Raw genomic sequence first — 19,054 nt, 5'->3', positions numbered from 1 at the left:
GTGCCTTGACCGCAGCGAATCCAGACGGTTTGAGAATGCATCCACGGCGCCATCCAGCGTGCACAGGTCGGAGATAAGAGCCGCCGCACGGTCTTCTTTTTCGCAACCTTCCTTTTTGAAGCGACCTCTTTAAATGCTGGATAGACCTGGCTCCCAGCATATCTTTACCCCCTCGCGACTCTTTATTTATGTACGTGTTGTTCTTTCAGCGTGATGGACAATAAAAGGCGGGATCTTCAATAAACTTTTTCATCGTTTCGGAATTAGGCCCGTCGGATGCGTCCTGCCGCATGTAAACCGGAAGACGGGTGTGGATGAACAGCGGTCCCGGCTTTTCCCATCGTGATGCTGCCGCGCCGAAAACTGAAGAACCCAATGTGATTACTTCGCCTTTTTCGTTCACGACAGGACCGCCGCTCATACCGCCGCTTACGGACGGGGAGAAAAATTCTGATACGTAATCTCTTGTTCTCTGGTAGACTGCGCCAACTCCCTGCAACAGGCCTGCGTTGTTATAGAGATGTCCAGAACCGATCTGGACAAGAGGGTCTCCGCACCTGAGAGAAGAAGAATCGCCTATTTCGAGTTTCTTGGCGGCATTTTCAATCCCCCTGTCTCCGCTCAAATCCAAGGTCTCTGTTGTTTTTATAATGGCGATATCGCAAATTCCCGGTTCACTTTGTATTTTCACAACTCTTCCTTTGTACGTTTTATCGTTTATCGTTCGAATATCGACTTCCAGACCCTTCTCGTTAGCTGTATGCGCTACGTGTCCTGCCGTTATGACCGTGCTGTCATCGTATATGAATCCAGAACCACCTCGCCCTGTGGCATGGATAGTTACGGCGCCTTTGCGCGCCTCCTTGTATACCTCGTTCATATGTTCGAACCGATCAACAGGAAACGGGCTGTAGGAATCTCCTAACTGGTGGCCGGTTCTGGCCCAGTTGTTGTCGTCTCTGTATTCGCCGACATTCCCCGGTTCTCCCCCGATCTTTTCGTAAAGCCCTCTTAGTTCCGAGGGATTTGGTCCGAAAGAGACATGCGTTGTTCCTCTCTGATCAAATCCGTAGAGCCACAGGCGAAGCTTTCCCGCGGCCGAGGTTCGGAAAACATTGACTCCGAAGAGAGACTTGACGTTATCGACAGGCCGACCTGCCGACACTATAGAGACTACTTCTCCATCTTTGTTAAATACGGGGCCTCCGCTCATCCCCCCGCCGGTCGGCAGTGCGTGATATATTATTCCCGGACGACTTGCCGAAACACTTCCCGGAATAACTGTGTATGGGCTTTCCAGTTCAAGCGCGGGCCCCGCGGTAACTCTCCACGCACCGAGGCCTCTTGATTTTTCACGTTCCTGACCTATTGCCATCAGAACTTCGTTTCTCCCGGGCCTTTGGTCGGCAATTTTCATGGGAATGGCATCGACTTCCTTTTCAAGCTCAAGTACCGCCAGGTCGGTTGATGGGAGCGCAGTATCTCAATATCTCCCACTACTCCATTCTCTGTGCTTTCCCTCGCGGCTAAAGCGTCAATGGTTTCATCGATAAGAGTTTCTGTCTGCTTGATCTGTCTGTCTATGATCTTCATGCGTTGGACGGTGGCTTTTATACGAGTGACGCGACTTTTTTCTATTGGCTGCTGAATGCTTATTCCCCCCTGGCGCAGGATGTCCAGAACTCCCTTTGCGTCAATGCGCCTTACCCTGTGACGCTTCAGAAGCTTTTGAACCGTGGGTGGTCTGGTTTTCTTTGCCGCGGTGGGCGTAGGAACAAGTTCCCACAGTTCAAGGAGCCAGAGGCGAAGAGTGTCTATAAGGTCATTGAACTGAGGGTAGTAGCTCCAAAGCAGCTGACGCAGACGGTTTGTCATGCGGTTGCGTTCAGACATAAGTTCCTCTCTCGTGCGTGTCAGTTCCCGAAGTACGGCTATATCGGGGTTCTGAGGCTCAAGACGGCGGAAGTGGCGGCGGTCTGTACGCAATGCCGAGGCAAGCACTCGGGCATCTCTACGGTCGTCTTTGGCTCCGGAGGGAGAGAAGCGATCCCTGAAGCGGTCAAGCTGCTTGGGGTTTACAGAGTGCACCTCGAAGTTTTGCTCAAGCAGGCTTTCAACGACAGGTCCCCTTGTAACCCCAATAGCGACTGCAATATTCTGTGGGTCGGAATCTGAGAGTTTGGTCAACCAGCGGGCCATCTCCGAGAGGCCTCCGCCTCCGTGTTTGAAAGCTTGTTCTCCCAAAACGGAGCCGTTGTGATCTGTGAGGCATACCTGATGAGAGGAGAAGCCCCAGTCGATACCGGCAAAAAATATTGGTTTATCATTGTTCATGATAGAATACCTCCTGTGTGTTTTAATCGGGTCAGCCGTGATGGATGCCTGATCCAGTACAGGTGCTCTTTGGCACTAACTTCCTACTGGGCATTTATCACGGCGCTCGACCGGGGTGCATGTCCCCAATGAAGGCGCTCTTAGGCGCTGGGGGGAGGAGGCAACTCACGATCGAGCGTCCCGTGAATTTAATTAAACTTGATTTAACTTTTTTTGCTTGATTCAAGCTTTTAGAAAGGTACTGGGGGGGGGTACTGGAATATGAGAGTATTTTTAGAAGTGCCCTATATTGTGGGGTTTGCGCTGTAACGATTTTCGGGGTTGTGGTTTCCGGAACCACAGCGGCGCCAGCCCATGTTCCGGCAATCTCAAAGCCGCATTGCCCGATTCAGACGGAACGCGCCGCCGATTTCCCCCGGAATCACCAGTCTCGACCAGTTGCACACGCAGCAGTCCCTTCGGGTTGATTTCTGTTTAAATTGTTTTGTGAACAGGCAGGGAAACGCTACCCCGTATCGGCCCAGCACCCCGACACAAGAGACCTCATGCACTCCGGCCTCCCCGCCTTTATGTGACCGACCGCGAGCGCCATCATCACCGCCAGGGCACTCATCTTCGCCACACCCCTGATAAAGTGTCTTTCGAACCTGAAGCTGCCCTCTATCCTTGAGTTTATGCGCTCAAGCGCGCTTCGCCGATTGTAAGCGCGCCGCCACGACACGCTGCCCCGAGGAGTGGGAGTAAATATGCGACGGTCAAATTCAAGAGGCACCCTCACCACCCTGCCGTAACCGTTTGTCTTGCATCCCGCGTCCCCGTGACACTTCTCCCAGCCCTTGCAGCGAAGACCGTACACAGCCGCGGGACAGCGGAACTTCAAAGTCTCCCTTGGGGATTCAAAGCCGCAGAACGCCATCTTGCGTTCCTCTCCGCTTACAGGACACCGGCACCATACCTCGGCACACTCGGTATAGAAGATGTTGTCGTGTGCTCTGCCAAGAGGTCTCATTATCTTCTGCCCCTCAACATAGCTCTGTCCCCGCTTCTCCTCTCTCCAAAGCTCCCTGCTGTCTATAATGGGACGGACTTGATGTTCCTCCCAGAGCTTCTTCTTAAACTCCCCGCCGTCAAGACCCCTGTCAGCGCTTAAGTATCTGCATCTTTGCTCTATCTCCGGGTCTTTTGTAAACAACACCTCTGTCATTCTGTCAAGCTCCTTTATCTCCGAAACAGAAGCCCTGGTCAAAGAGAAGGAAACCGGTATCTCGTACTTTGTGTCCGCTATTATATGAAGCCCATAGCCAAACCAGGTCTTTATCTTCGTCCACGTCTTGCCGCTTGAGTCAACCCCGGAGCATTCATGCTTCCCCCAGTCCGCCTCGGGGTCCGATGTTTTGCCTGTTTTGCGATTCCTGTTCCCGGTGGAGTTGCTCCTTAACGCCTTGCCGTCATAACCCAGGTTCTCACCGAAGTCGGGCAGCAGCCTCATAAGCTCCCCCCTCATCTCTTCAATCATCCCCGAGACAAGTCCCCGCCGCTCTTCCAGCTTTACTACGTTTGTGTGGAACCGGGAGAAGTTGAAGCTTCCGGGGGCGGGACTGCGGGGAGGGGAATCTATGGCTATAACCCCGGCTCCGCCAGTTTCGTACCTGGTGCGGCTTTGCAGGGGCACGGGACAGAACCCGCACACAGCAAGCAGCGAGGAGTTGCGGTTAAGTTCCCGTATGAGCGACTCGATTGATTCGTGCTGAAAGACTATGCCGGCGATAAGAGCCTTCCACATTGCCGCCACCGGGTATTCGTTACGGCCGTTTCTGCGCATCGCAGAGAGGGCGCGCATGATGTCTGTGTCGGGCAGGGCGTCGAGAACGAGTTCGAGGCGTCTTAGGTCGGAGAGACTGTCGACTTGTTCCCAGGAAAATGGTAAGCTAGTTTGCGTCGTCATGGGGTTGTTCCTCCGGGAAGATAGATTTTTGAGCGCACTTAAATTCTAACCCATGGCGACATTAATATCAAGTAATATCAGCAGGTTACTTGTGGTTTTGCCCCCCCCCCAGCTGCACTGCAACTGGTTCGGGCTTGGGGTGGAATTTTCAGGTTTTGAGGTGAATCAGGCGGTTTTAAGGGGTTTTTATGGAAATTCTGGGGTAAAAAGTTTTTTGGCCCTTCTCAAAACCCTTGCCCTGTATGGACATACTCAACTACGCAAGTGCTTCCTTAACTTGAATAGAGAGATACTTTCAGGAGTGTCTATAAGGTGAATAATGCAGACTTCAATCACCCCCCCCCCAGATTGTTATCATAAGCCGCCGGTCGGATTCAGTGGAATACATTTTCTTTCCGCCCCGGGCGGAATCCATGTTCTAGTCCTTACTGTTTGCTGTATTTTTTTCTTTTCCCGGGAAACGCATGGGCACAGATAACCTGTCCCTATACGCTTCCAAGTTCTCCTACTGAAGAAGACGTGCTTAAAAAGTTTTACTGTGAAACGGACGGTCCCAACTGGACAAACAAAACCAACTGGGGTTCTTCAGGTGCTCTCAGCACTTGGTATGGGGTTACTGCTGATCACCAAGGAAAAGTCCATGCTCTGAATTTGGATGGAAACATGTTAAGCGGGAAGATACCGCCAGAGTTGGGCAACCTGACCGGTCTTGGTGCCTTGGATCTCCAGAACAACCAGCTAACCGGAAGCATACCGGCGGAACTGGGCAACCTGACTGCTCTTCTTTTCTTGCGTCTCAGCAACAACATGTTAAGCGGGAGCATACCGCCGGAACTGGGCATGAGGCCTGATCTCACTGTCTTGGACCTCGGCAACAACGAATTAAGCGGGGAGATACCGGAGGAGCTGGGTGACCTGACCAACCTTGAGGAACTTTCGCTCTGGTCAAATCAGGAACTTATGATCCAAACCCAGGATCTAAGCCTCTTACGCAATCAGGACAGGGCAGCGCTAAGAATTATCTATAACGCCAACAACGGGGCGCAGTGGAGAAACAATAACAACTGGTTGTCTGACGAACCGTTGGGAGACTGGTACGGGGTAACAGTCAATGACGACGGCCTTGTTGCGGGACTTGATCTTCGGAGCAACAATCTGAGGGAACCTGTTGATGGCGCGTTTTCAGGCCTGCCGTCTCTTGAAACTTTAATTCTTTCAGGAAACCGCGCTCTTACCGGAGAGTTGCCTTTAGGGCTGATGGATCTGTCTGATCTGATGGCACTCAACGTAAGGTGTACAGGTGTGAGCGTTCCGGACAATGAAGATTTCAGGACTTGGCTCGCTGGTATCACTTTTACCAGTTCCTACTGTCCGCCGCCACCGCCGCCGCCACCGCCGCCAGAGTCTGGCTGTGAAGGTCTGCAGGAAGACAGGGGAGAGGATGGATTGGCCATAAGCCCTGATTGCGTGGGTACAAGCCTGATCGTGATCGGTAGCGAGGAAGGGGAATATATTACAATTGAGTTAAGCGTCGCGGGGAACGAAGAGCCTGAAGAGGTGCCGTCAATAATACTTTCTTCATCTCTTCTTGAGCGGGTTGAAACTGTTTCCTTCGATCTCAGAATTCCTTCGGAAGAAGAACTGCCGGAAGGGCTTCGTCTGGGAGGGTTTGCTGCGGAAGCAGGTATTGGAAACTCCATGCTTGAGGAAGATGAGACCGTAACGGTGTGTCTGCCTGCTCCATATTTCGAGGATGATGAGGAATCGATGCCGAGGCTTTACCGTTACGAAGAGGGGTGGAACCCTCTTTCGGGGTCTGGGATAGAAACCGTTAACGGCAAGAGGTCTGTTTGCACCGATGTGTCATTTCTTCCGTCACTTCTTGGAGTTTTCGTTGAGATTCCCGAGCCTCCGGAGGAAGAAAGCGATGGAGGGTGTTCGATTGCTTCCGGTGGAGCTGGGAGAAGCGGGTCGTTTAACGTGGCGTTTAATCTGTTTTTGATCATGTTCAGTCTTGTGGGTGCTTTTCGGAGAAGACGGCAGATATGTGTTCACAGAACCAGGTAGCAGGGTTCCTGTTCAGCGGAGATATTCCATGCTGCTGCAGAATCAGGATTCACGGATTTTTTCGGCTCTGGGGGTCAGACCGTGACGGCTTTTTTGTCCTTCTCTGAAACCGAGACAATGCAGCTTGGCATTCTGTGTTTTTTTCTCTATGCTCCCCGACAGACAAAAGTGCTGCCGTCCCAACTTCTGTGAACCACTTCCCACCAAATAAGATTAAACACAGGAAGTCCGGCTTTTTAACTAACATCTCCGCTACATTCCTTGACAAAAACAACCTCCGTATAAGATACTTAGAGGCGGGGTCGGCAGTATTGAAAATTGATTCCGCGCGGGAAGCGCAACGGGTGGTTTCTTTATATGACCTTTTTAGCTGAAACTTGGGAAAAAACATTTGGCGCGAGCGAAAGCGCCATGCTGCTTGAAACATTCGGCGAGAGAGACTTCTCGGAGCTTCGTCCCTCATCAAAGCTTGAAAGAGTAATATCAAAAACAATCGAGGGAGAAAGCGTCACGCGCGAAGACGCACTCTACCTTTCGGAGCTTTTTCCCAAGGAAGTCCCTTTTCTTCTTCTGGCCGCATCGGCCATCAGGAACCGCTCGAAGGGAAAAACCGTAACTTACTCCAAGAATGTCTTCGTACCCCTTACCCAGCTCTGCAGGGATCGCTGCGGATACTGCACGTTTAAGATAGAACCGGGAGAGGGAGCGCTGTTCATGGCCCCTGAAGAGGTCGTTGACATGGCGAAAAAAGGAGCGAAGGCGGGATGCACGGAACTTCTTTTCGTCACGGGCGACAAGCCGGAACTCGCTTACCAAGTATACAGGGATGCGCTCGGGGAAATCGGTTATGAAACAACGGCGGAGTACCTGATCGACATGGGAAAGACCGGACTTGAGCACGGAATCTTCCCCCACACGAACCTCGGGCTCTCAACCCCGGAGGAACTCTCCGGGTTCAGAAAAAGCAACCCCAGCATGGGCCTCATGCTCGAGAACATAAGCGAGAGACTGCTTAAGAAGGGAAACGCCCACCACGGCTGCGCCGACAAGGTCCCGAAGCTCAGGATGGAGACAATGGAGCATGCGGGCGAACTCAGTATTCCATGGACAAGCGGCATACTGGTGGGAATCGGGGAAACGTTCGAAGAGAGAATCGACTCGCTTTACGCCCTGCTTGAACTCTCCGGCAGGTACGATCACCTGCAGGAAATAATAATTCAGAACTTCAACCCCAAGGAAGGGATAAAGATGGAGGAGTACCCTCCCGCCGATTTTCTTGAAATGCTGAAGACCGTCGCCATCTCGAGGCTCATATTCGGAGGGGAGATGAACATACAGATACCTCCCAACCTTAACAACAGAAATTTTACTTTCTACCTGACAGCCGGAATAAACGACCTTGGCGGCGTGTCGCCTCTTACGATAGACTATGTGAATCCCGAGGCCCCGTGGCCGCAGGTCGAAAGAATGGAAAGGGAGGTAAGCACTCTGGGCTACGAACTTCGGGAGAGACTTCCCGTCTATCCCGAGTACATAGACGAGCGGTGGATAGACCCCTACGTTCTCGGCAAGGTAAGGGAACGCGTTGATGAGAGGGGATACGTTCCAGTAAACTGAAAAAATGGAAGACATAGAAAAGATAATAGACTCCATAGAGCAGAGAAGGCCCCTCGGCGTAGACGGGGTGATATCGCGTGTAAACGGCACGACGGGCCGCATAATCGAGGACGCGCTTTCGGGAAAGGAGATCTCGGTTGAAGACGGAATCCATCTTTTCAACATAGAGGAGACAGACGAGATATCCGCCCTCGCCCTCGCGGCCGACCAGATAAGAAAGGAAGACATCGGGGACGTGGTTACTTACGTCGTTAACAGAAACATAAACTTCACTAACATATGCGACGTTTACTGCGGATTCTGCAACTTCATGGCGGATGAGGGGGACGACAGAGCCTACTTCCTCTCGATGGACGAAGTCGCGGAGAGAACCGTTGAGGCCTGGGAGATAGGCGCGACGGAGGTATGCATGCAGGGAGGCATGCATCCCGAGATAGACGGCAATTTCTACGTCGAGCTTATAAAGACGGTAAAAAAAGCCGTGCCCGAGATGCACACCCACGCTTTCTCCCCCTACGAGATCTACTACGGCGCAAAGACTCTCGGCATAGAGGAAGAGAATTTCATAAGAAAACTCAAGGATGTTGGTCACAACACCTTCCCCGGCACCGCGGCCGAGGTTCTGGTTGAAGAAGTAAGAAAGGTAATCGCTCCCAGGAAGATACCGACTGAGGTATGGATAAGGGTGGTTAAAAAAGCCCACAAGGAGGGAATGAGGACCACTTCGACCATAATGTACGGTCACCTAGACAAGCGACATCATTGGGCCATACACCTCGGAATCCTGAGGGACATACAGAAAGAGACTGGAGGGTTCACGGAATTCGTGCCACTTCGCTTCATTCCTTGGAACACGAGGCTATTTATTCACTCCAAGGGAAAGGTAAAAAAGGGCCCGACCGATCTTGACCAGCTGAAAATGTATTCGGTCTCCCGTATGATGCTTCGGGGATGGATAAATAACATACAGGTTTCCTGGGTAAAGCAGGGACCCGAGTTCGCCCAGTTCTCTCTCACCGCCGGGGCAAACGATTTCGGGGGAACGCTCATGGAAGAGCAGATATCCCGTTTCGCCGGCGCAAGTTACGGACAGTACTTCCCGCCCGAGGAGTTCAGAAAACTCACCAGAGAAATAGGCAGAATCCCGGCCGAACGCGACACGACCTACGGGATACTCAAAACGTTTGAAAACGGTGAGGCCTGAAGACTTTTCTCCTCACGCACCATCTTCTGTCCCGAAACGCTCCGGCCGGCACCGGTTCCCATGGAGAAATCAAGAATCGAAGAACTGAGCAGGAAGCTTCGCGGGCAGATTCGGGGCGAGGTAAGAGAAAGCCTCGTTGACCGGACCATCTACAGCACGGACGCAAGCAACTACAGAATTCTCCCCGAAGCGGTCGTAATCCCGAGAACCCCCCAAGACATAGAGATCACCATCTCCGAGGCCTCTGCCCGAAACATACCGGTCACGGTGCGCGGGGCCGGGACAAGCCTTGCGGGACAGGCGGTAGGGGAAGGGATAATCCTCGACCTGTCAAAGTACATGAACAGGGTGATCGACGTGGATGCCGGGGGGAGGAAAGTCAGGGTGGAGCCCGGAATCTCGATCGACAACCTTAACAGAAACCTCTCGTCCCTGGGCCTCATGTTCGGACCGGACCCCTCAAGCGCAAGCGTTGCCACCGTAGGAGGAGCCGTCGCGAACAACGCCACGGGAGCTCACTCCATACTTTACGGAATGGCGGGCGATCACGTGATTTCCTCAAATGTCGTGCTTGCAGACGGATCTTCTCTCGAGCTTTCCGGGGAGAATTACAAAAGACGCGGTGGAGGACCCGGCATTGCAGAGAGCCTTTTCGAAAAACTCGCCGCGCTTATAAAGGAAAGCGGGGAGCTTGTAAAAATCGACTTTCCAAAACACTGGAGAAGAGCTTCGGGGTACTCGCTTAACTATTTTCTGGACGAAGAGTTCAATCCCGCGAAACTTCTTGCCTCCTCGGAAGGCACCCTCGCGGTCTCAACCGATTTTGAGCTTAACCTCGTTGAAAAACCTCTCTCAAGCGCGCTTTGCGTCATCCCGTTTCGTGAAATCCCGGAGGCAATGGACTCAGTCTTAGAAATCCTCTCCCACAACCCCTCGGCGATAGAACTTATTGACGGAACCCTGATAGGTCTTGCGAGAAGAAAAAAAGGATTTTCCCATTCCCTCTCCTTCATTGACGGAACCCCGGGGTCTATTCTGGTGGTCGAATTCCAGGGAGACGACGAAAGACAGACCGGGGAGAGGGCGAAGAACCTTGTGAAGTCCCTTGATTCCGCTTTTGCCGTATTAGGGAGCGAGGAACAGAAAAAAATCTGGGACGTAAGAAAGGCAGGGCTCGGAATCCTGATGAGCGACAGGGGCAGCCAGAAACCTGTGCCTTGCATAGAAGACGTCTCGGTTCCCGCGGAGAATCTGGCCCGCTACACGAGGGACGTGACCTCGCTTCTTGACGAGTTCGGCCTCAAAGCCGCTTTCTACGGCCACGCAAGCGCCGGATGCCTGCACATAAGGCCCCTTCTCGACTTTCGGGAGCAGAAGGGAATATCCGACATGACAGCCCTTTCGGAGCGCACCCTCGAGCTTGTCCTTCGCTACTCGGGGGTAATGAGCGGAGAGCACGGAGACGGTCTCCAGAGAAGCTATCTTAACGAAAGACTCTTCGGAGAGGATCTTTACTCAGTAATGAAAAAACTAAAGGAGATATTTGACCCGCGGGGAGTGCTCAATCCGGGGAAAGTCGTCCGAGGGCCCGATTCTTCCTCAAATCTGAGGGCAAGAAAGTCTGAGGAAAGCATTAACACTTTTCTCGACTGGTCCCGGGAGGGAGGTCTCGCAGCGGCGGCCGCGATGTGCAACGGCCAGGGGGTCTGCAGAAAGACCGCCGACGGGATAATGTGCCCATCCTACAGGGCGACCCTTGACGAAGGCGATACCACAAGAGCGCGCGCCAACCTGCTCCGGGAACTTCTGCTGGGCCATATGGACGCAGACACGATCTACGAGAAAGGATTCTACAACGTTTTCGATCTTTGCGTGGGATGCAAGGCGTGCCGTACCGAATGTCCTTCCGGGGTTGACGTCGGCAAGATGAAAACCGAGTTCCTAGCCCTCTACAAGAATAAAACAGGGTTTACGGCAAGAGACAGCCTTTTTGCCCGAGTGCACGAGATAAGTTCCGTGCGCAGCACCCTTCCCCGCTTTTTAAACCGGGCACTTGAGAGTTCTTTTTCCCGAGAGTTGCTTTCGCTCGCAGGAATTTCCCGAAGAAGATCACTCCCTCAGATTGCCGAAGACACTTTCAGCAGGTGGTTTCGCAAAAGGAAGAGAAATCCCCAGAACGGAAAACAGGTGGTTTATTTCCACGACACTTGGTCTGAGTTTTTCTACCCCGAGATAGGAAAAGCTGTCACCGGGGTGCTTGAAAGCCTAGGGTTCCAAGTGATTTTGGAGAAACAGAGAAAATGCTGCGGGCGACCGATGCTGAGTACCGGCATGGTGGAGAAAGCCAGGGAAAATGCTGTTCACAACGTAAAGGTTCTCTCAGATTACGTCAGAAGGGATATCCCGGTGGTCTTTTCAGAACCCAGCTGTCTCTCCGCGTTTCGGGATGAATACGCCGATCTCCTTCCAGATAACAAATCCCTTAACGCGCTCCTTCCAAACATACACTCGCTCTGCGAATTTGTCTGCGCGCAAGGTGGTAACTTCCCGGGTCCCGGGAAGCAAAGAGACGGGAGGATACTCGTTCACGGACACTGCCACGAAAGATCCATTGGCGATTTCGAAAAAACCCTGTCGCTTCTTAACGATTTGGGATATGACGCTAGGTCAAGCGACGCCGGGTGCTGCGGCATGGCGGGAAGCTTCGGTTACGAAAAAGAGCACTACAAGATATCAAAAGCCATGGGAGAGTGTGGTCTTTTCCCGAAAATAAGGAACTCGGGAAAATCGGAAAGGGTCTGCGTAACGGGCATATCATGTCTCGAGCAGGTCTCCCATTTCACCGAAGCGGCTCCGGTTCACGTAGCCCTGCTCCTCGAAGAATCCATACAGGATAAAAGCGGGAAATAACCATTTCCCGTCCATAGAAGAAGACGCCGCTTGCCGGTAAGATAGAAACCATGGGATTTCCGCAGATCATAGGACACGAACCCCAGAAGGAGTTTCTTCGCAACTCAGTCCGCAAAAACCGGATCTCGCATGCATACCTTTTCTCAGGACCCGAGGGTGTGGGGAAAAAACTGGTCGCGATCGGTTTCGCGAAACTCATAAACTGCGCCGAGGGCAAAACGAAGGACCTTAACTGCGAATGCCCCTCGTGCGCAAAAACCGAAAAAGGTCTTAACCCCGACGTTTTAGTATTCGGATACCCGGGCGAGAAAACGATAAAGGTGGATCACGTAAGACAGGACATAGAGAGGCTGATTCACCTGGCGCCCTATGAGAACCCGTACAAGGTCTTCATAATCGACGGCGCGCAGAGAATGAACTTCAACGCCCAGAACGCGTTCTTAAAGACCCTTGAAGAGCCGCCGCCCCGCTCCGTCATAATTCTCATAACGACGCTTGCGGACCTGCTCATGCCGACTATAAGGTCAAGATGCCAGTCGGTGGTCTTCCAGCCCCTTGAGACGGGGCAGGTAAGAGGATTTCTGGAAAAGGAAGGTGTCGCGCAGAATGACCCGGAGCTCGTCTCAAAGATATCTGGAGGAAGCATCTCAAGGGCGCTTGCCACCGATGAGGATTACCTTCGGAAAAGGACTGAATACTTAGATTGCCTGATGGCCGTCGATGCAAAAAAACCGCTTACCCTTTTTCGCTCCGTGGAGAGGATGCAAAAAGAGATAAAAAGCGGGGGAACAGAAGAACTGAAAACGGTTTTTGACATACTCTCGACATGGCTTCGGGATTCCGTGATTCTCAAGACTTCCGGAAAAAAAGAGGAGATAGTGAACACCGACCTCATCAAGCAGCTAAGCGAATATTCGGAAAAAAGGGACGTATCCGAACTTCTGGGCAAGTTCGCCGCTCTTGAGGAAACCATGGCGAGGATTTCGGAGAATAACGCAAACGTCGAACTTTCTCTTGAAAATCTTTTCCTTAGACTTTCTCGTTAACTTTGTGCTATACCTAAATTTCAGGCTATTAGGATGTCTGGAATTTATCACGAGAAACGAGAGGTGACACATGCGCAGTTTGATTCTAGCAATGATAGTTTTTCTGTTCGCCCTCCCCGCGGCGTTTGCCGGTGAGGCAACAGATGAAAACGAGGCATTAAAACAACGTATAGAATACCTTGAAGGGGAACTTGAACTGACCCGGCAGAAACTTGCGGACTCAGAAGCCCTTGCTGTGGCGGAGCAGCCCGAAGAGCCGAAGAAAAGCCCGATAAGAATCGGCGGCGCGATGCGCGCCAACCACGCCTACGGCGATTATGACGGCCGCAGGGGCGAGAACATCGGAGACTCGGATTTTGAACTCCTTCGCCTCAATGTCGACCTTGACTACAACGGCGTTATCGGAAGAGCCGAATACCGCTATTACGACGATTACAGCATGATGCACACTGCGTGGCTCGGATACACGTCAGACGGTCTCGGCACCCTTAAGGCCGGCATCGTCCGCGTTCCTTTCGGACCGGGTGCCTGGGGAGTTTCAAACAGCTGGTTCTTCGATCAGCACTACTACGTCGGGCTTTCAGACGACATGGATCTCGGGGTGAGGTGGACGAGAGCCTTCGGCGACCTCACGGTCGACCTTGCCTACTATCTTGAGGACGAGGGACACTGGGACGGAGCCAGCCGCGACAGTGCGCGGTACAGTTACGACCCCGTGAAGTGGAGTAGCGGGGCCAGTTCGGATGGGACCGTCACCGACTACGGCGAAAACGGTTTTGAGGAAAAACATCAGGTGAACCTGCGCCTGATCTACTCAACCGGGAGCATAGGGGATATCGGCATGTCCTTTCAGTACGGAGGGCTTGAGGGAACGGGCGTGGATGACTCAGGTGCCAGCCATCTGGCGGTCTCCGCTCACGCGGTGACCCCGCTTCGGGATTTCTCGCTTCACTCGCAGATTTCCTATTACAACTACGACATTACGGACGACACTCCGTGGGGTACGGGCGACCTTATCCCAATGGGAGCCTTTGATTTTGCCTGGCCTGTGGCGTCCGAAGCGTGGATACCGGCGGTTTCCCTCAGGTACAACGGTATTAATGCAGCGGATATCTCGTGGCTTGACGGCGTCACTCCCTACGTTGAGTGGAGTTCCATCATGAACAAAAAAGGCGATCTCAACAGCAGCTCCCTCTGGACTTTCGGGACTATGTGGTACTGGGGTTCCCTTTATATCTACACCGAGCTCGGCCTCAGCGACGGCAATTATTTCGTCGGCGGCGAGGGAGATGATTACAGCAGCATCTACGGGGTAAACGATTTCGGCGCCAGCGGAAACAACGAGTGGCAAAAACGCTTTAACGTTAACGTGGGCTACTATTTCACCCTTTACGAATAAAAACCGGAGGAGACACAGATGAACAACACTCATGGGCACCCGGCAGGACAGGGCAACCTGCGGGTATTCGGTCTTGATGTAAACGGCCCGGTATTCGCGGCATCCAGCATTTCCGTACTCGCTTTCACGATTGTAGCGCTGATTTTCCAGGCGCAGGCAACGGAAGTTCTGGGAGCGGCCCGTGTCTGGATTACCACCCAGTTCGACTGGCTTTTCATGATCACCGGCAGCATATGCTTTCTGTTCTGTCTTTTCCTCATCGTGTCTCCCATGGGAAAGATACGACTCGGCGGCACTCACGCCCGCCCGGAATATTCAAGGATCACCTGGCTCTCCATGATCTTCACGGCGGGAGTCGCCATCGGCCTGCTCTTCTACGGAGTGCTTGAGCCTGTTTATTACCTGCTCAACCCACCACTGGGAATCGATCCGTCCGACACCAAGGCGACCCAGGCCATCGCCATATCCGCGGCAACCTTTCACTGGGGATTTTCAGCGTGGTCATTCTACGGAGTCGTGGGTCTGGCTCTCGCTTTTTTCGCCTACAACAGGGGACTGCCCCTTACGGTCCGCTCGGCGTTTCACCCCCTGCTGGGAGAGCGCGTGTGGGGCTGGAGCGGGCACATAATAGATACGCTGGCCATATTCGCCACGCTGTTCGGTCTTGCGACATCGCTCGGTCTCGGAGCAAAGCAGGCTGTGGCGGGCTTTAACTACCTGTTCGGAATTCCTGTAACGGACTTTGCGCATGTCGTATTCATAGCCCTGACCACTTTCCTGGCCACCATCTCGGTGCTAACCGGGCTCAACGTGGGAATCAAGCGCCTGAGTCAGTTCAACATCGTGCTTGCCCTGCTTCTGCTCCTGTTCGTTTTCTTCGCGGGACCGACGCAGTACATACTGACCATGTTCTTCGCGGGACTCGGGGACTATTTCGCAAAGATCGTCCCCCTCAGCAACTGGACAGGAAGAGAGGACACTGGTTTTCTGCACGGCTGGACTACTTTTTATTGGGCTTGGTGGATTTCATGGACGCCGTTTGTGGGAATGTTCATCGCACGCATCTCAAGGGGAAGAACCATACGCGAATTCCTTGTCTGCGTACTCGTTCTGCCAACCATCTGTTGTCTGTTGTGGATGAGCGTTTTCGGCGGCACAGCCATCCATCAGCTTCTCTTCGACGGCTACACCGGCGTTACGGAGATAATCACTCAGTGGAAACCCGAACTTGCGCTTTTCAAGATGCTCGAGCAGGTTCCGATGACGCAGGCACTCTCGTTTGCAAGCGTCATCCTCCTTGTGATTTTCTTTGTCACTTCATCGGATTCGGGTTCGCTTGTCGTTGACATAACTTCTTCCGGGGGAAAACTTGATGCTCCCGCTTCGCAGCGGGTGTTCTGGTGCAGCCTTGAGGGCGCGCTTGCAATCGCCCTGCTTCTCGGTGGAGGGCTTAAATCCCTGCAGGCGGCTTCGCTCATAGCCGGACTTCCGTTCTCAATACTGCTCATCCTGATGACTGTAAGCATATGGAAGGGAATTAGAAGCGAGACCCGCTGACACGCACAGAGAAAATTTTGTAAGTGCGGACACGGTAGCTTAAACTCTTTTCATAAAATGAAACGAGAAAAAGAACCGGCGCGCGGGCAGAAAATTCACAAGGGACGACCCTATGTGCGCGGACGGGAAAATATCAGGATACTAAGGCTTGATTTTCATGCCCCGTCATTCGTTGTTTCCTCTTTTATAATCATTTTCTTCATCGTCGCGGGAACAGTCTTTCAGGAGAAAACAGCAGAGGTCTTCGCGGACGCCCGCAATCTTGTCGTAACCCTCTTTCACTGGTGGTTCATGACCTCCGCCAACATCATACTGCTTTTCTGCCTGCTGGTGATGGTCTCCCCGCTTGCCAGGGTGCGCCTGGGGGGAGCGGACGCGAAGCCGGATTACTCCTACGCAAGCTGGTTCGCGATTCTGTTCGCGGCTTCTGTAAGCGCCGGATTCGTTTTTTTTGGCGTGGTGGAACCCGTGCATCACTTTCAGAACCCGCCGCTCGGCATCGATCCTTCCGACACCGAGAGCGCCTTTACCATCGCCGTCGCGGGATCTGTTTTTCACTGGGGACTCCACGGATGGGCTATATTCGCCGTCGCGGGCCTGTCAATGGCTCTTTTCTCCCAGAACATGGGCATGCCGTTTTCCCTGCGTTCTGTGTTTTATCCCGTTCTGGGCAACCGAGTATGGGGCTGGACCGGGCACCTGATCGAAACGCTGGTGGTATTCTCCACCCTGTTCGGCCTTGCAGTATCCATAGGTTTCGGAACCGAGCAGATAACAGGCGGCATTGAATACCTGTTCGGAATTCCCCCCTCCGATCTCTCCAGGGTGATACTGATCGTTCTTGTAATGCTGACGGCCATGGCGGCGCTGCTGACCGGAATAAATACCGGAATCGGCCTCCTGAGCCGCATGAACTTAATTCTCGCGGTGTCGCTGATGCTGTTTGCCATCTCGGCGGGACCGACGCTTGACATTCTCCGCCACTGCCTGGTCTCGACCGCGAGCTACGCGGCCAACATAGTGCCCCTCAGCCTCTGGACGGGGCGCGAGGACATGGACTTCATACACGACTGGACAGTTTTCTACTGGGCCTGGTGGTTCTGCTACGCGCCGTTTGTCGGAATGTTCATCGCGCGCATCTCAAGGGGCAGAACCGTGCGCGAGTTCCTTTTCTTCGTGCTTGTACTTCCTACCGTTTTCTGCGTACTATGGATGAACGCCCTGGGAGGCAGCGCGGTTTTTCAGTTTCTCTTCGACGGCTACACGGGAGTGATTGAAACGGTCGACGCGGGACGTCTTGAACTCGCTTTGTTCAAACTGCTGGAAGCGCTTCCGCTTACAAGGCTATTCAGCGTTCTAAGCATATTGCTGCTGTTTTTTTTCCTAGTTGTCTCTCTTGACTCGGGGTCTCTGGCCGTTGACTCCATAACGGCCGGGGGCAAGATGGACACGCCGGTGCCGCAGCGCGAATTCTGGTGCTTTATAGCGGGAGTGGTGCCCGCGGTGCTTATGCTTGCTGGCGGGCTCAGATCATTTCAGGCCGCTGTTGTCGTTGCAAGCTTCCCGCTTACCATTTTGTTCATCGTCATGCTTTTCGGTATCTGGGCGGGACTTCGCCGGGAGTTGCGCCATCTACATCATCCGAGACAGCCATTCCGTAAAAACACCGAGTGAGTGAGAAAGTACCCGCAATCGTCCTCACGAAACAAGGGAACAGGAAAGGTTGCCGCAACCTTGTCGACAAACTTCTTCTGAAGCTCTCCCTGTAAGAATATCATTTCTGAAATCCTTGTTCGCCCCTTGATTCCGATCCCAGTCAGAAAAGAGCCCTGAATTTCTGACAAACCTTCGGATAAGGCTAAACAGGATGAAAGTTTGAAATTGACGGTTAAAGAAAAACATTGCAAATTTCTGACAGTCTCAAATACGCATTCTTGCATGAAGCGCCACAAGATGTCCGACACAGCCAAGAAAATCATGAAGAGAATGTCGGAACAGAAAACAGGAGGGGTAGGTACGCCGAAGGATTTTGCTGACCTCGGAGTGTCTGCAGAAATTTACCAAGCATTGCACAGCCTTGTAAAAACAGGTCGGTTGCGCAGAGTCGACCGTGGTCTTTACGATGTGCCGAAATTGAGCGGGATTATGAACAAATGCAGGAAATGTTTTTCGGAAACGTGCCAGATTTCGGGTGGATAATGGAACAGTTCGAATATGCCGAATCCACGATCAACACGGCCTGAGGCACCATAGAAGACTTGTTTTTCGACATCAGTTGATGTACAGTTTGGCGCAGACAGTTTTATGATTCAGCAATCGGGTATGGAGTAATTAAATATGAGAACTACACTGAATATAGACGACGAGTTGCTTATGCGGGCGCAAAATATCACAAATATCACCTCAAAACCGAAACTGATCAGGGAAGCCTTAAAAGCCCTAGTTGAGCGAGAAAGTGCTCGACAACTTGCCAAGCTGGGTGGTAGCCAACCCGGGCTCAGATCCATTCCGCGTCGCCGTTTTAAAAATGATTCTGGTTGACACTTCGGTATGGATTGAATATCTGAGCAAGGGCAGCGTAGCAGTCGAGAATCTGCTCGGAACCAACAAGGCGTTCATCCACCTTTTCGTTATCGGTGAGATTGCCTGCGGCAACCTTGCTGACCGTGCTGAAGTTTTTTCCTTGCCTAATTTGCCCGATCTTCCTGTTGCCGCTGAATCCTCGGTGCTATACTTCATCGAGCAAAATCAGTTGATGGGTCTCAGCATCGGTTATGTTGATGCTCATCTTCTGACCGCTACGGCTTTGGAACCGCCAACACGATTATTGACGCTGGACAAACGCCTCAAAGCGACCGCTGAATCCCTGAATTTGTCGTATTAGCTAAATCTGCCAAAGAACAATTGAAATACCGCTTGATTGTGTTTTATTAATCCGAAACCCGGATACTTTTCACTTGGGAACCGGAAATTAT

At 52.6% G+C, this 19,054-nt stretch carries 13 protein-coding genes; 10 read left to right on the top strand and 3 right to left on the bottom strand.

Annotated elements, in window-relative coordinates; translation table 11 throughout:
* Positions 1-205: 205 nt before the first annotated feature.
* From F4Z13_00065 to F4Z13_00055, 3 genes are all read right to left on the bottom strand, one after another.
* The gene (locus tag F4Z13_00065; protein MXZ47639.1) at positions 206-1,417 is read right to left on the bottom strand and encodes a trypsin-like peptidase domain-containing protein; all 1,212 of its coding nucleotides are present in this window, start codon (positions 1,415-1,417) and stop codon (positions 206-208) included.
* Positions 1,414-2,334, bottom strand: a complete 921-nt coding sequence (locus F4Z13_00060) for an IS110 family transposase (protein MXZ47638.1) — start codon at positions 2,332-2,334, stop codon at positions 1,414-1,416. Before F4Z13_00060 ends, F4Z13_00065 begins: the two co-directional genes overlap by 4 nt.
* A 505-nt stretch (positions 2,335-2,839) precedes the next feature.
* Positions 2,840-4,279 (bottom strand): transposase, encoded by a 1,440-nt coding sequence (locus F4Z13_00055; GenBank protein MXZ47637.1) that lies wholly within the window; start codon positions 4,277-4,279, stop codon positions 2,840-2,842.
* A 432-nt stretch (positions 4,280-4,711) separates the two neighbouring features.
* Between F4Z13_00055 and F4Z13_00050 the strand changes: the two genes are divergently transcribed.
* The 10 genes from F4Z13_00050 (at position 4,712) to F4Z13_00005 (ending at position 18,963) form a co-directional block, all read left to right on the top strand.
* Entirely contained in the window at positions 4,712-6,346 is a 1,635-nt protein-coding gene (locus F4Z13_00050) for a hypothetical protein (protein ID MXZ47636.1), read from the top strand.
* Between the two features lie 357 nt (positions 6,347-6,703).
* Positions 6,704-7,963, top strand: coding sequence for a 7,8-didemethyl-8-hydroxy-5-deazariboflavin synthase subunit CofG (gene cofG, locus F4Z13_00045; protein ID MXZ47635.1), 1,260 nt, complete (start codon positions 6,704-6,706; stop codon positions 7,961-7,963).
* 4 nt (positions 7,964-7,967) lie between these two features.
* Positions 7,968-9,167 (top strand): 7,8-didemethyl-8-hydroxy-5-deazariboflavin synthase subunit CofH, encoded by a 1,200-nt coding sequence (cofH, locus tag F4Z13_00040; GenBank protein ID MXZ47634.1) that lies wholly within the window; start codon positions 7,968-7,970, stop codon positions 9,165-9,167.
* A gap of 60 nt (positions 9,168-9,227) precedes the next feature.
* Positions 9,228-12,077: an FAD-binding protein gene (locus F4Z13_00035; GenBank protein ID MXZ47633.1), complete on the top strand. Its 2,850-nt coding sequence runs from the start codon at positions 9,228-9,230 to the stop codon at positions 12,075-12,077.
* A gap of 50 nt (positions 12,078-12,127) precedes the next feature.
* Positions 12,128-13,123, top strand: coding sequence for a DNA polymerase III subunit delta' (holB, locus tag F4Z13_00030; GenBank protein MXZ47632.1), 996 nt, complete (start codon positions 12,128-12,130; stop codon positions 13,121-13,123).
* Between the two features lie 70 nt (positions 13,124-13,193).
* Positions 13,194-14,522: a carbohydrate porin gene (locus F4Z13_00025; GenBank protein ID MXZ47631.1), complete on the top strand. Its 1,329-nt coding sequence runs from the start codon at positions 13,194-13,196 to the stop codon at positions 14,520-14,522.
* A gap of 18 nt (positions 14,523-14,540) precedes the next feature.
* Positions 14,541-16,079 carry a BCCT family transporter gene (locus F4Z13_00020; protein ID MXZ47630.1) on the top strand — a complete coding sequence of 513 codons (1,539 nt, stop codon included), beginning with the start codon at positions 14,541-14,543 and terminating at the stop codon, positions 16,077-16,079.
* A gap of 57 nt (positions 16,080-16,136) precedes the next feature.
* On the top strand, positions 16,137-17,753 hold the full coding sequence (locus tag F4Z13_00015) for a BCCT family transporter (GenBank protein ID MXZ47629.1): 1,617 nt from the start codon (positions 16,137-16,139) through the stop codon (positions 17,751-17,753).
* A gap of 663 nt (positions 17,754-18,416) precedes the next feature.
* On the top strand, positions 18,417-18,620 hold the full coding sequence (locus F4Z13_00010; GenBank protein ID MXZ47628.1) for a type II toxin-antitoxin system VapB family antitoxin: 204 nt from the start codon (positions 18,417-18,419) through the stop codon (positions 18,618-18,620).
* The gene (locus F4Z13_00005) at positions 18,607-18,963 is read left to right on the top strand and encodes a VapC toxin family PIN domain ribonuclease (GenBank protein ID MXZ47627.1); all 357 of its coding nucleotides are present in this window, start codon (positions 18,607-18,609) and stop codon (positions 18,961-18,963) included. The genes F4Z13_00010 and F4Z13_00005 overlap by 14 nt, the downstream gene beginning before the upstream one ends.
* Positions 18,964-19,054 lie beyond the last annotated feature (91 nt).

It is taken from the genome of Candidatus Dadabacteria bacterium (assembly GCA_009837205.1).
GTDB lineage: Bacteria > Desulfobacterota_D > UBA1144 > Nemesobacterales > Nemesobacteraceae > Nemesobacter.
This window is presented reverse-complemented; position numbering and strand designations above follow the sequence as displayed.

What these genes read in the sequence shown, in the direction of transcription:
- F4Z13_00025 (MXZ47631.1), top strand. Translation starts at nt 13,194, where the DNA reads ATGCGCAGTTTGATTCTAGCAATGATAGTTTTTCTGTTCGCCCTCCCC.
- F4Z13_00035 (MXZ47633.1), top strand. Translation starts at nt 9,228, where the DNA reads ATGGAGAAATCAAGAATCGAAGAACTGAGCAGGAAGCTTCGCGGGCAG.
- F4Z13_00010 (MXZ47628.1), top strand. Translation starts at nt 18,417, where the DNA reads ATGAGAACTACACTGAATATAGACGACGAGTTGCTTATGCGGGCGCAA.
- cofG (MXZ47635.1), top strand. Translation starts at nt 6,704, where the DNA reads ATGACCTTTTTAGCTGAAACTTGGGAAAAAACATTTGGCGCGAGCGAA.
- F4Z13_00005 (MXZ47627.1), top strand. Translation starts at nt 18,607, where the DNA reads ATGATTCTGGTTGACACTTCGGTATGGATTGAATATCTGAGCAAGGGC.
- cofH (MXZ47634.1), top strand. Translation starts at nt 7,968, where the DNA reads ATGGAAGACATAGAAAAGATAATAGACTCCATAGAGCAGAGAAGGCCC.
- F4Z13_00065 (MXZ47639.1), bottom strand. Translation starts at nt 1,417, where the DNA reads ATGAAAATTGCCGACCAAAGGCCCGGGAGAAACGAAGTTCTGATGGCA.
- holB (MXZ47632.1), top strand. Translation starts at nt 12,128, where the DNA reads ATGGGATTTCCGCAGATCATAGGACACGAACCCCAGAAGGAGTTTCTT.
- F4Z13_00015 (MXZ47629.1), top strand. Translation starts at nt 16,137, where the DNA reads ATGAAACGAGAAAAAGAACCGGCGCGCGGGCAGAAAATTCACAAGGGA.
- F4Z13_00060 (MXZ47638.1), bottom strand. Translation starts at nt 2,334, where the DNA reads ATGAACAATGATAAACCAATATTTTTTGCCGGTATCGACTGGGGCTTC.
- F4Z13_00020 (MXZ47630.1), top strand. Translation starts at nt 14,541, where the DNA reads ATGAACAACACTCATGGGCACCCGGCAGGACAGGGCAACCTGCGGGTA.
- F4Z13_00055 (MXZ47637.1), bottom strand. Translation starts at nt 4,279, where the DNA reads ATGACGACGCAAACTAGCTTACCATTTTCCTGGGAACAAGTCGACAGT.